We start from the raw sequence: 12,195 nt of genomic DNA, 5'->3' as shown, positions 1-12,195 counted from the left end.
CATGTTCTGGACGGTCTGGCTGATACTGGCCCTCGTCGCGCTGGTCGCGGGGTTTGCCGGATGGGTGCGGATGGCGCCCAGCGACCCGGCGCGCTGGCACGTACCGGTGCCCACGACGGAAAACCGCGACATGCCCGGCGGCGTGATCCGCGTGGTGCCGGGGCGGGCGGACCGGCTGGCCGATCTGGATGCGATCATCCGCGCCACCCCGCGCACCGATGTGCTGGCCGGATCGGCGGATACCGGCAGGATCACCTATATCGCCCGCTCGAAACTCTGGGGGTTTCCCGATTACGCCACGGTCGAGGCGCGCGAGGGCGACCTGCTGATCCATTCGCGGCTGCGCTTTGGCCAGTCGGACATGGGCGTGAACCGCGCCCGCGTCGAGGACTGGCTGCGGCGGCTGGGGCAGGGCTGAGCGGGGCCGGCCATCCGCGCCCTTGACCAAAGCGCGCAGATGGGAAAGAGCATTGCCCATGATTGCACAAGACCGCCTGCGCCAGATCACCGAGCGTTTCCAGTATCTCGAAGCCTTGATGGCCGAAGGGGGCGGCGACATTGCCGCCCTGGGCCGCGAATATGCCGAACTGCGCCCGGTGGTCGAGGAGATCGCCGCCTATACCCGCCTGCGCGACGACATCGCCGAGGCCGAGACGATGCTGGACGACCCGGAGATGCGCGCGCTGGCCGAAGAGGAACTGCCCGACCTGCGCGCGCGCCTGCCGGATCTGGAACGCGCGCTGCAACTGGCGCTGCTGCCCAAGGATGCCGCCGACGCACGCCCCGCGATGATCGAGATCCGCCCCGGCACCGGCGGGGACGAGGCGGCGCTGTTCGCGGGCGATTTGCTGCGGATGTATCAACGCTATGCCGAATCGCGCGGCTGGGCCTTCCAGGTCGTCGAGTTGCAGGAAACCGAGCTGGGCGGCATCAAGGAGGTGGTGGCGCTGGTCAAGGGCGAGGGCGTGTTCGCGCGGCTGAAATTCGAATCGGGGGTGCATCGTGTGCAGCGCGTGCCCGCGACCGAAAGCGGCGGGCGCATCCATACCTCGGCCGCCACCGTCGCCGTGCTGCCCGAGGCCGAGGACGTGGATATCCAGATCGACCCCGGCGATATCCGCATCGACACGATGCGCGCCAGCGGGGCGGGCGGCCAGCACGTGAACACGACCGATTCGGCGGTGCGGATCACCCATGTTCCGACCGGCATCGTCGTCACCAGCTCGGAAAAATCGCAGCACCAGAACCGGGCCATCGCCATGCAGGTGCTGAAATCGCGCCTGTTCGACATGGAGCGCCAGCGCGCCGCCGATGCGCGCGCCGCCGACCGCAAGGCGCAGGTGGGCTCGGGCGACCGCAGCGAACGCATCCGCACCTATAACTTTCCGCAGGGGCGCATGACCGATCACCGGATCGGGCTGACGCTGTACAAGCTCGACCAGGTGATGCAGGGCGACCTGGACGAGGTGATCGACGCGCTGATCGCCGATCACCAGGCCGCGCTGCTGGCCGAGATGGGCGATGGCTGAGCGGGACACTCGCACCATCGGCGGGGCGTTGCGCGATGCGGTCCGGCAGCTTGAAGCGGCAGGGATCGCCGGTGCCGCGCGGGATGCGCGGGTGCTGGTCGCGCATGTGCTGGGCATCGCACCGTCGCGGCTGTTGCTGGTCGAGGGCGACGCGCTGGAGGCCGGGCAGGCCGCCCGGCTAGCGCAGCTGATCGCACGGCGCGCCACGCGCGAGCCGGTGTCGCACCTGACCGGGCGGCGGGCCTTTTACGGGCGGGATTTCGCGGTAACGCCCGACGTGCTGGACCCGCGCCCCGAAACCGAAACCCTGGTCGAGGCCGCCCTGCGCGTGCCGTTCGGGCATGTGCTGGACATCGGCACGGGCTCGGGCGCGATCCTGCTGACGCTGCTGGCGGAACGGCCCGGCGCGACCGGAACAGGCAGCGACCTGTCGGCCCGCGCGCTGACGGTGGCGCAGCGCAACGCGCAGGCGCTTGGCGTGGCCGGTCGCACGGATTTCGTGCAAAGCGACTGGTTCGCGGCGGTCGCTGGGCGGTACGATCTGATCGTATCGAACCCGCCCTATATCGCCGCCGACGAGATGGCCGCGCTTGCCCCGGAACTCGCACATGAGCCGCGCATGGCCCTGACCGACGAGGGCGACGGGCTGTCGGCCTATCGCGCGCTGTGCGCCGGTGCCCCCGCGCATCTGCGCCGGGGCGGCTGGCTGATGGTGGAAACCGGCTGGCAGCAGGGCGCGGCGGTGGCCGCGCTGTTCGAAACCGCCGGTTTTACAGGGGTTGCCGTGCGGCCCGACCTGGACGGGCGCGACAGGGTGGTGACGGGCAAATGGTTGCGCAAACAGCAGTTTCGGTGACGATTCTGCGGTTTTTTCAGCATTTTTCCGCCGTGCCCTCTTGCCAGACCCGCCAAACAGTGATTACTCCTGTGGTGTCAGCGCGGTGGATGCCCTCGGGCGGTCCCGCTTGACACCAAGCCAGAAAACTCTGCCATACCGCGAAATTCGGGCGCACGGGGCGCACATCGGGTGGCAATCGCATCTGACGAAGGCTGGAAATCTAAAGCATGAGATCATCTAAATCCCGCTCGCGGTCCAAGGGCAACCGTAACAACCGCTCGGTCGGAAACATCGTCAACCGTGTGTTCGACAGCTCGGGGCCCGAGGGCAAAGTGCGCGGCACGCCGCAGCAAATCATCGAGAAATACAACCAGCTTGCGCGCGACGCGCAGCTTGGCAACGACCGCGTGGCGGCCGAGAATTTCCAACAACATGCCGAGCATTACCTGCGTATGCTGAGCGCCGCCCAGAAGGAACAGGACGCGCGCCGCGAGGAACAGGAACGCCAGAACCGCGAACGGCAGGCCGAACGCGACCGCGAACGCGCCCAGCGGCAGGAACGCGAATCCGCCGAGGGCGGGCCGCAGCCCGAGGGCGACGAGACGCTGGACACCAAGGATAGCGGCGAGGACGATCAGGACAGCGGTCTTGTGGAAACGCCCGAAAGCAAGGCGGAAAAACCCAAGCGCCCGCGCAAGCCGCGCGCGCCCAGGAAGCAGGCGCAGGAGGGGGGCGACACCACCGAGGCGCAGCCCGTTCAGGCCACCGACAACGCTGCCGAGTAAACCACAGCGGACACGGATCGCAGGCGCCGCCCCTTGAAAACGGGCGGCGCCTTGCCGTTTTCAGACCAGCCGCGCCAGCGCGCAGAATCGTTCCAGGTCGACGGTTTCGGCCCGGTCGGTGGGCTGGATGCCGGCGGCGATCAGCTTGTCCTCGATATCCGGGGCATAGCCTTTCAGCGCGGCGCGCAGCATCTTGCGGCGCTGGTTGAAGGCGCGGGCGACCACGCGTTCCAGTTTCTGTGGATCGGCGGGGTATCGCGGCGCGGGCAGGGCGGTCAGGTGCACCACGGCGGAGCTGACCTTGGGCGGCGGGGTGAAGGCGCCGGGCGGCAGCGACATGGCGATATGCGCCGCGCACCGCCACTGGGCAAGGATCGCCAGGCGGCCATAGGCCTTGCTGCCGGGTTGGGCGACGATCCGCTCGGCCACCTCGCGCTGGAACATCAGCGTCAGGCTTTCCCAGAACGGCGGCCAGTCCTTCGGCGTCAGCCAGCGCACCAGCAGTTCGGTGCCCACGTTATAGGGGAGGTTGGCGACGATGCGGATCGGTGGCGTCAGATGCGCCAGCGGGTCGATTTCCAGCGCGTCGCCGTTGATGACCTCGAGCCGGCCGGGATAGGCGGCGGCGATCTGCGCCAGCGCGGGCAGGCAGCGGGCGTCCTTTTCGATGGCCAGCACGCGGCGCGCGCCCTGCGCCAGCAACCCGCGGGTCAGCCCGCCGGGGCCGGGGCCGATTTCCAGCACGTCGGCCTGTGTCAGCTCGCCCGCCTGCCGCGCTATCTTGGCGGTCAGGTTCAGGTCCAGCAGGAAGTTCTGGCCCAGCGATTTCTTCGCCGACAACCCGTGCTGCGCGATCACCTCGCGCAGGGGCGGCAGGGCGTCGATCCCGCTCATGCGGCGCGGGCCCGCGCCATGTCGGCGGCCATGCGCAGCGCGGCGACCAGCGACGAGGGATCGGCCACGCCCTGCCCGGCGATGTCGAAGGCGGTGCCGTGATCGGGCGATGTGCGCACGAAGGGCAGGCCCAGCGTCACGTTCACGCCACCGGCGAAATCCAGCGTCTTGATCGGGATCAGCGCCTGGTCGTGATACATCGCCACCGCCACGTCGTAACGCGCCCGCGCGGCGGCGTGGAACATCGTGTCGGCGGGCAGGGGGCCAGTAATGTCGAATCCCCCGGCCCGCAGCCGGTCGAGCAGCGGCGCGATCCAGTCGGTTTCCTCGGTGCCCATCGCGCCGCCTTCGCCGGCATGGGGGTTCAGCCCCGCCACGGCGATGCGCGGTTCCGCGATGGCGAAATCGCGGCGCAGGGCGGTGTGGGTGATGCGAATGGTCTTTTCCAGCCCGTCGGGCGTCAGCGCCTGCGGCACCTCGCGCAGCGGGATATGGATGGTGGCGGGCACCACGCGCAATTGCGGGCAGGCCAGCATCATCACCACATCGGCCCCGCCGCCAAGCGCGGCCAGATACTCGGTATGGCCGGGATAGGGGAACCCGGCGCCGTCCTTCAGAGCCTTCTTGTTGATCGGTGCGGTGCAGACCGCGCTGGCCGCGCCGGCCTGCACCAGATCGACCGCGCGGGCGATCACGTCGATGACGCCCTGCGCGTTGGCGGGATCGGGCCGGCCGGGCGTGGCCTGACCGGCAAAGTCATGCCGGAGAACCGGCAGGGCATGGGGCATGACCGCTGCCGCCCCGGCCGGGTCGGCGATTTCGTCGAAAACCGTGCCATCGGGCAGGTGGCGCGGATCGCCGATCCAGAAGAAGGCCGGGCCGTCGCGCATCTTTTCCCACGCGCGGACGGCGATTTCGGGGCCGATGCCTGCCGGTTCACCGCAGGTCAGCGCGATCGGGGCGGTCATTGCTCGATAATGCGCGCATCGGCCTTGAGCTGCGCCAGGTATCCTTCGGCATAGGATTGCAGGCGCTGCGCGCGCAGTTGCAGGCGGATGCTTTCGCGGTCCTGATCCTCGGCCAGCGCCGGGGTGCGTCCGCACAGCATCAGGAAGACCAGCGTCTGCCCATTGGCGCGCGTCAGAGCGGTGGAGACCTCGCCGGGGTCGAGCTTGGCCAGCTCCACGGCAACGTCGGCGGGGATGTCCCCGGGCGCTTTCGCGTCACGCTCCAGAACCTCGGGCGGCTGGCCCTTCGCCACGCCGTAAAGGTCATCGCAGGTATCGACCTCGGCCGCGATCCTGGCCGCGCGCGCCAGCGCCGCCTCGCTGCGGCCGCCGTCGATGTAATAGGCGGCGTATTCGATGGCGGCATAGTCGGGCGCCTGCACCTCGGTTTCCTCGATCGCGCGCAGCTGGAACAGCGCCACGGCGTTTTCCAGCGGCAGCGGGTCGGTCACCTCGCCGGGGGCGAGCGACAGGATGATCGGGCGCAGTTGCGGCGGCAACTGGGTGATCGGCATCCAGCCCATGCGCCCGCCGCGCCCGCGGCTGCCCGAGGCGGAATAGCGCCGCGCCTCGGCGGCAAAGGCGGGCAGGGTGTCGATCTGGCTGATCCGTTCGGCGCGCGCCATCACCGCCTCCATCTCCTGCGGGGGGGCGGGCATGATGATTTCCGACAGCAGCACCTGCACCGAGCTGCCGCCCGACAGCGCGCCGAGCGCGCGATCGACCTCGTCCTCGGAAATCTGCACGCGGTTGGCAAAGCGCGCGCGCACCAGTTCGCGCCAGAGCACGCCGCTGCGCACGAACTCGCGGAACGCTTCGGGCGACACGCCGCCCGCCTGCAGCCGTTGCACGAACTCGTCGGGGGTCAGGTTGGTGCGCCCGGCGAATTCCTCCATCCCGGCCTCCAGCCCCTCCTGCGTGACCTCAAGCCCCGCCTCGTCGGCGGCCTCGGCTTTCAGCCGCTCCTCGATCAGCTGGGTGCGGGCCAGTTCGGCGGGGTTGCCCGGGGCGCGGAACAGGCGCAGCATCTGTGTCCGCTGTTCCAGTTCGAACCCGGTGATGACCTGATCGTTCACGGTGATGGCCGGCGCAAAAAGGTTCTGCGCCAGTGCCGCGCCGGCCGCGCCGAACATGGCGGTGGCGGCGGTCAGGGCAAAAGCGATCCGGCGTATCTGTGCTGTCATGTCGTTCTAGTTCCTGCAGGTGCGCGTGTAACTGTTGTTGAACCCCTGGGCCGAGAACCCCCGAAGCCCGACGGTGATGCCGACCTCGGTGGACGGGTCGACGATAGAGGAAGAGGTGAAGCGGCGCGAGAGGGAAAGGTTCACGTCGACGCATTCGTTCCTGTATCGCATACCCAGCCCCGCCTCGGTCGATCTGTTCGCGCCTACCTCGTAACGCCAATTGGCGGTGCCCGTCCAGTGCCGGGAAATCCGGTAGCTGCCGTCGAGCGACCATTCCGAGACCGATCCGGTGCGCCACTCGGAGGGGTCTTCGTCCATCCAGATGTAAGAGGCGCCCAGCCCGATATTCGGCCTGATCCATGCGGCGCGGGCCTCGGCCCGGGTCAGGTCCAGATCGGTGTCGAACAATGTCCGGCCGATCAGCGAAATACCCCCCGCGCTGCGATACTGCCCCGCCAGCAGCAGGTTCGAACTGGTGCCGTCCAGCCCGGAGGTGCCGGCGAAATCGTCCTGCGCCTCGTCGCGCAGCACATGGCCCAGCGTCAGCCCCGCCGACCAGCCGCGCGGGTCGTAGCGTGTCCAGCTGACGCCGTAGGCCGCGCTCAGCCCGCGTTCGCGGCGGTCGGCGGCAGGAAAGCGCGACAGCGACAGCAGGTTGCCTTCGTCGAACTCGACCAGTGCGCTTTCGTCGATCGGAACGTCCGGGTTGGCGCCGCCGACCCAGCCCAGCATGGCGACGGGTTCCAGCACCTGGGTGCCGCCGCCGGCCTCCTGCTTGACCAGCGGCCAGCGCAGGGTCAGGCCCGCGCGCGGTGTGACCTGGCTTTCGGTGCCGGCATAGCTGCTGTCCTGAAGGATGCGGAACATGTCGACCGCCATGCCGGTTTCGACCCGGGCCTGGATGCCCTGCGGCAGGGTCCAGCTGCGCTGCCAGGACAGGTCGGCCTCGGCCCGGGCGCCGTCGCGGCCCAGGATGTCGAGATCGGAATAGCGGCGATAGCCGAAAAAACCATAGGCCATGCGGATCTCGCCGCCGATCCGCCTGGGAAACAGGCGCCGTTCGTATTCCACCTCGCCCACCAGCGTCGGGATCTGCGAGTTGTTTTCGCGCGCGCGCAGCGTCTGGTAGGCGACGACGCGGGCGTTGACATATTCGTCGCGCTGCGTCCGGCTGAGCGAGATCGCGCTGTCGAGCCGGTCCTTCCAGCTGTAATTGTAGACTTCCAGATAGGCCCGGTCGGTCGCCGCCTCGAGGTCGAAGCTGAGCCGGAAGTCGCGCGGCAGGTCGAAGCCGCCCCGCGCGAAGACATAGCCGCGGGTGCCGTCGACCATCTCGTCGCGCGAGATCGCGCCGTTCACCGTCAGGTCGCCGTTGTGGAACGCCTGCCGGTAGCGCAGCTCCAGCGTGCGGCTGTTGTCGGACAGGAACGGTGTCAGCGTCAGGTCGCGGTGATCGCCGATGCGGATGAAATAGGGAATGCGCACCCCGGTGCCCAGTTGCGAATCCTGGTTCAGCGACGGGATCATGAAGCCGGTCGCGCGGTCCAGCGTCGGGTCGGGCAGGCGCAGGCGGGGCAGCCAGAAGATCGGGATATCCAGCACCCGCAGCTGGGCGCTGTCGAAATAGATCTGCCTGGCCTCGCGGTCATGCACGGCGCGGCGGGCCCGGATCTGCCAGATCGGCGGCGTGTCGGCATTGCAGACCCGGCACGAGGTCGCCGCGGCGCGGTAAAGCTGCGTGTATCGCCCGCCGACGCGGTCGAGCCGGGGCGAGGCGATCTGCACCCGGCGCGACAGGATCATCCGTGCGCCGCGCAGCAGCCCGTTGCGCATGTCGGCATCCAGTTCGCCGCTGTCGGCCAGCAGCACCGCGTCCGGCCCCTCGATCAGCATCACCGGGCCGTCGAGGATCAGCTCGTCGGTTTTCTGGTCGTAGATGATACGCTCGGCCTTGAGCCGGCTTTCGCCGTAAAGCGCCTCGACATTGCCTTCGGCGATCAGCCGGTCGTCGCCGGTGATCTCGACCCGGTCGGCCACCAGCACGGCGGGCGCGTCGCGCGCCGTCTGCGCCGCGGCGGGCAGGCCGGCGGCGATCAGCCACGCGGCAAGGGCGACGATCCAGCGCAGCCGCATCACCCGTCCTCCATGATCAACAGCACGCCGAGCCCCAGCAGGAACGAGGCGACCGGCGGCGACCAGGCCGCGAGAAGTACGGGGATCTGTCCATTCTCGCCAAGAATCTGGGCGAAATTCCTGATGTAGTAAAGCGAAAATCCCAGCACGACGGCGGCCAGCACCGCAAGCCCGGTGTTGCGGAACCGCACGTGGCGCATGGTAAAGGCCGCGCCCACCAGAAGCATCGCCACCAGGAACAGCGGCCGCGCCAGTTCCATCTGGAACCAGACCGCGTGGCGGCGCGCGGAAAACCCGGCCTCTTCAAGCTGCGCGATATAGGCGGGCATGTCCCAGATCGAGATCACCGAGGGGTCGCCGAAACTGTCGCGGATGCGTTCCACCGTCAGGGTCGAGGGCACGCGGAACATCGTGTGCTGCACCGAGGCGCCCTCGGGGTTGACCCCCTGTTCCAGCGGCCAGACCTTCGCATTCGTCAGCTCCCACGCGCCGGAAACCAGCCGCGCGGCGCGCGCCTCGATCCGCTGGACGGGCTCGCCATCGGGGGCGTGCGCGAAAAGCGTCACGTCGTAAAGGACGGTGCCGTCGGGATTGGCCCGTGCCGCGCGGATCACCGTCTGGCCGGTCGCGCTGCCCTGGCGCAGCCACAGCCCCTCGGCCGAGATCGACAGAACCTCCTGCCCGTCGCTGCGATAGCGTTCCTGCAACTCGTCGAACCGCTTGGAGGTGGCCGCCACGATCGGGTTGAACATCGCCAGCGCCAGCGCCCCGATCAGCATCGTGACGGCAACCGGCGCGGCCAGCGCGCGCAGCGCCGAGCGGCCCGCCGCGCGCGTCACCACCAGCTCGCTCGACCTTGCAAGGCCAAGGAACATCGCCACCGTGGCCAGGATCATGATCAGCGGCATGATGTTATACAGCCCCTGCGGCACGTTCAGCAGCGTGAGGCGGAACACCTCGCCGAAGCTGACCGACCCGCCGAAGCGGCGCAGCTGCTCGACCATGTCCACCAGGAGCAGAAGCAGCAGGAACACGCCGAACACCCCGGCAAAGATCAGCGCGAATTTGCGGGCGAAATAGGCGTGCAGGATCATGCGCCGGCCTCCGCCACGGGACGGGATGGGCGGCGCGGGCGCCCGACATACCACAGGGTCGCCACCGCCACGCCGATGCCGAAGAGGATGGGCAGGTACATCAGCGGCCAGAGCGCGGGATCGCGCTGCACCGGGTCGGTCACCAGCCCCTCGATGAATTTCACGATCACCAGCAGCACCAGCGCGCCCATGATCTGCCGCCAGACGCCGAAGCGCGAAAACCCGCCGACCAGCAGCGACGAGAACCCGATCAGCGCCGCGACCACGCAGAGCAACGATTGCGCGACCCGGCTGTGCAGCTCCTCGACCGCCTGTCCGCGTTTGAAGCGGTTTTCCGCGATCACCCCCTCGAAATCGGCAAGGAACCGCGCGGTGGGCACATCGCGCACCCGCAGGCGCGGGGCGACGGTCTTTTCGATCGCGGCGCTGATGTCGAAATTGTAATCGACGAAATGCGTGGTCGAGAGCCGGTTTTCCGACAGGATGAAATTCTGCGCCAGCCCGTCCAGCATCACCATACGCGAACCGCCCTCGTCGTTCACCAGGTAGGCGCGGGCGGCGGTATAGGTCACCGCGCGGTCGGGCGTGCGGCGGTCCGACAGGAACACGTCGCGCAGGGTGCCGTCCGGGTCTATTTCGCGGATATAGAAGGTGACGCCCTCGGTCGGGTGCAGGAACGTGCCCTCGGTCAGCAGCCGCGCGGTGACGTTGCGCGCGACCTCGGCCTCGCGCCATTGCAGCTGCGCCATGCTGGAGGGCACGAGGTAATGCGTCAGCGCCGACAACATCAGCGCCGTGCCGACGCCGAAGATCAGCACCGGCCGCGCCAGCCGCCACGGGCTGAAGCCGGTGGCCTGCATCACCACCAGTTCGCTTTCGTTGCTCAGCCGGTTGGTCACGTAGACGGTTGCCGCGAACACCGCCACCGGCAGCACCATGCGGATCACGTTGGCCAGCGTCAGCACCGTGAATTCAAGGAACACGAAGGCCGATTGCCCGTCGCCGATCAGCCGGTCGAACAGCCGCACCGCCTGGTTGATCCAGTAGATCGACACCAGCACGAGGGCGAAGAACCCGAACAGCACCACGAGCTGCGACAGAACATATCGGTCGAATCTCGACACCAGACCCCCACGGCACGGATGAACCCGCCCTTTTGTTACAGGAACCGCGGGCGGGGGCAAACTGCTATCTGGTCAACCCGCCGGGGCCGCGCTAGGACTCGGGGCGATCATGAAATGAGGGGAGTCCAGATGACCACGCCGCAGACCATCCGTTTCGCCGAAACCGATCTCGATGCCGTTGCCGGGCACAAGGGGCGCGTGGCGATCACCGTTACCCCGGACGGCAAGCTGGACCCCGGCGCGCGACGCGTGAACCGGCTGACCAAGGGCGCGGTGGCGCGGCTGGCCGGGGCGGATCGCTGGGCCAGGGCGAAACCGGGCGACGTGACCACGCTGGTCATGCCCGTGGGGCTAGAGGCCGAGGCGCTGGATATCCTGTGCCTGCCGCGCCGCCCCTCGGTCGAGGAGGCGCGGCGCGCGGGCGTGGAACTGGCAAAGGCGCAGGGCGGCAAGCCGCTGCTGGCGCTGCTGGGCGGCACGCTGCGGGTCGAGCAGGTGGCGCTTGGCCTTGCGCTGAGGACCTATGATTTCGCCGATCACCGCGCCCCGAAAGAGGATGGCGAGACGCCCGAGGCCACGCTGATGGTCGGCAAGCCGGACGAGGCGAAGGCGGCAGCCGGTCCGCTGCTGGCGGTGGCCGAGGGCGTGTTCTTTACCCGCGACTTGGTGAACGAGCCCGCCAATATCCTGACCACGACCGAATTCGCCAAGCGCCTTGTCGAGATGGAAAAGCTGGGCCTGAAGGTCGAGGTGCTGGAAGAAAAGGACATGGCAAAGCTGGGCATGGGCAGCCTGCTGTCGGTGGGGCAGGGCAGCGACAGCCCCTCGAAGCTGGTGGTCATGCGCTGGGACGGCGGCAAGAAAGGCGAGGCGCCGCTGGCGCTGGTCGGCAAGGGCGTGGTGTTCGACACCGGCGGCATCAGCCTGAAACCCGCCGCCGGAATGGAAGACATGACAATGGACATGGGCGGCGCGGGCGTCGTCGCCGGCGTCATGCGCGCGCTGGCGCTGCGCAAGGCCGGGGCCAACGTGGTGGGCCTTGTCGGGCTGGTGGAAAACATGCCCTCGGGCAGTGCCACGCGCCCCGGCGATATCGTGAAATCAATGAAGGGCGACACGATCGAGGTGATCAACACCGATGCCGAGGGGCGGCTCGTGCTGGCGGACGTGATGTGGTACGCGCAGGACCGGTTCAAGCCGCGCGGCATGATCGACCTTGCCACCCTGACCGGGGCCTGCATCATCGCGCTGGGGCATGAGAACGCAGCCGTGTTCTCGAACGACGACGATCTGGCGGGCGGGTTCCTCAAGGCCGCGCAGGCCGAGGGCGAGGGCGCGTGGCGGATGCCGCTGGGCAAGGCCTATGACGACATGCTGAAAAGCCCCGTCGCCGACATGCAGAACGTGGGCGGGCGGCCTGCCGGGTCGATCACGGCGGCGCAGTTCCTGCAACGCTTCGTCAAGGAGGGCACGCCGTGGATTCACCTGGATATCGCGGGCGTGGCGCATGTGAAATCCGACACCACCTATGCGCCCAAGGGCGCGACCGGCTGGGGTGTGCTGGCGCTGAACCGCCTGATCGCCGACACGCTGGAAGGGTAGGCGCG

Annotated in this window: 11 protein-coding genes; 5 read left to right on the top strand and 6 right to left on the bottom strand. The window is 68.6% G+C overall.

Annotated features, from left to right (window positions below):
* Position 1 precedes the first annotated feature (1 nt).
* From F3H87_RS05900 to F3H87_RS05885, 4 genes are all read left to right on the top strand, one after another.
* Positions 2–418 carry a DUF1499 domain-containing protein gene (locus F3H87_RS05900; RefSeq protein ID WP_223227968.1) on the top strand — a complete coding sequence of 139 codons (417 nt, stop codon included), beginning with the start codon at positions 2–4 and terminating at the stop codon, positions 416–418.
* 58 nt (positions 419–476) lie between these two features.
* A complete protein-coding gene (gene prfA / locus F3H87_RS05895) occupies positions 477–1,529 on the top strand; it encodes a peptide chain release factor 1 (protein WP_149785981.1) in 1,053 nt (350 codons plus the stop codon).
* Entirely contained in the window at positions 1,522–2,385 is an 864-nt protein-coding gene (gene prmC / locus F3H87_RS05890) for a peptide chain release factor N(5)-glutamine methyltransferase (RefSeq protein WP_149785982.1), read from the top strand. Before prfA ends, prmC begins: the two co-directional genes overlap by 8 nt.
* A 209-nt stretch (positions 2,386–2,594) precedes the next feature.
* Positions 2,595–3,152, top strand: coding sequence for a DUF4167 domain-containing protein (locus F3H87_RS05885; RefSeq protein WP_149785983.1), 558 nt, complete (start codon positions 2,595–2,597; stop codon positions 3,150–3,152).
* Positions 3,153–3,212: 60 nt separating this feature from the next.
* On the opposite strand, the gene rsmA is transcribed toward F3H87_RS05885, so the two are convergent.
* The 6 genes from rsmA to lptF are packed head-to-tail and all read right to left on the bottom strand — an operon-like array spanning position 3,213 to position 10,588.
* Entirely contained in the window at positions 3,213–4,046 is an 834-nt protein-coding gene (gene rsmA, locus F3H87_RS05880; protein WP_149785984.1) for a 16S rRNA (adenine(1518)-N(6)/adenine(1519)-N(6))-dimethyltransferase RsmA, read from the bottom strand.
* On the bottom strand, positions 4,043–5,014 hold the full coding sequence (pdxA, locus tag F3H87_RS05875) for a 4-hydroxythreonine-4-phosphate dehydrogenase PdxA (protein ID WP_149785985.1): 972 nt from the start codon (positions 5,012–5,014) through the stop codon (positions 4,043–4,045). The genes rsmA and pdxA overlap by 4 nt, the downstream gene beginning before the upstream one ends.
* On the bottom strand, positions 5,011–6,237 hold the full coding sequence (locus tag F3H87_RS05870; RefSeq protein ID WP_149785986.1) for a peptidylprolyl isomerase: 1,227 nt from the start codon (positions 6,235–6,237) through the stop codon (positions 5,011–5,013). Before F3H87_RS05870 ends, pdxA begins: the two co-directional genes overlap by 4 nt.
* 6 nt (positions 6,238–6,243) lie before the next feature.
* Positions 6,244–8,370 carry an LPS-assembly protein LptD gene (locus tag F3H87_RS05865; protein WP_149785987.1) on the bottom strand — a complete coding sequence of 709 codons (2,127 nt, stop codon included), beginning with the start codon at positions 8,368–8,370 and terminating at the stop codon, positions 6,244–6,246.
* The gene (gene lptG, locus F3H87_RS05860; RefSeq protein WP_149785988.1) at positions 8,370–9,464 is read right to left on the bottom strand and encodes an LPS export ABC transporter permease LptG; all 1,095 of its coding nucleotides are present in this window, start codon (positions 9,462–9,464) and stop codon (positions 8,370–8,372) included. Before lptG ends, F3H87_RS05865 begins: the two co-directional genes overlap by 1 nt.
* Positions 9,461–10,588, bottom strand: coding sequence for an LPS export ABC transporter permease LptF (gene lptF, locus F3H87_RS05855; RefSeq protein ID WP_149785989.1), 1,128 nt, complete (start codon positions 10,586–10,588; stop codon positions 9,461–9,463). Before lptF ends, lptG begins: the two co-directional genes overlap by 4 nt.
* 129 nt (positions 10,589–10,717) lie before the next feature.
* Here lptF and F3H87_RS05850 point away from each other — a divergent pair, with 129 nt between their 5' ends.
* Positions 10,718–12,190 carry a leucyl aminopeptidase gene (locus F3H87_RS05850; RefSeq protein WP_149785990.1) on the top strand — a complete coding sequence of 491 codons (1,473 nt, stop codon included), beginning with the start codon at positions 10,718–10,720 and terminating at the stop codon, positions 12,188–12,190.
* Positions 12,191–12,195 lie beyond the last annotated feature (5 nt).

This window comes from Lutimaribacter pacificus (genome assembly GCF_900142185.1).
In the GTDB taxonomy this organism is placed as follows: Bacteria; Pseudomonadota; Alphaproteobacteria; order Rhodobacterales; family Rhodobacteraceae; genus Lutimaribacter; species Lutimaribacter pacificus.
The sequence above is the reverse complement of the archived record's forward strand: the minus strand, read 5'-3'. Positions and strand labels throughout refer to the sequence as shown.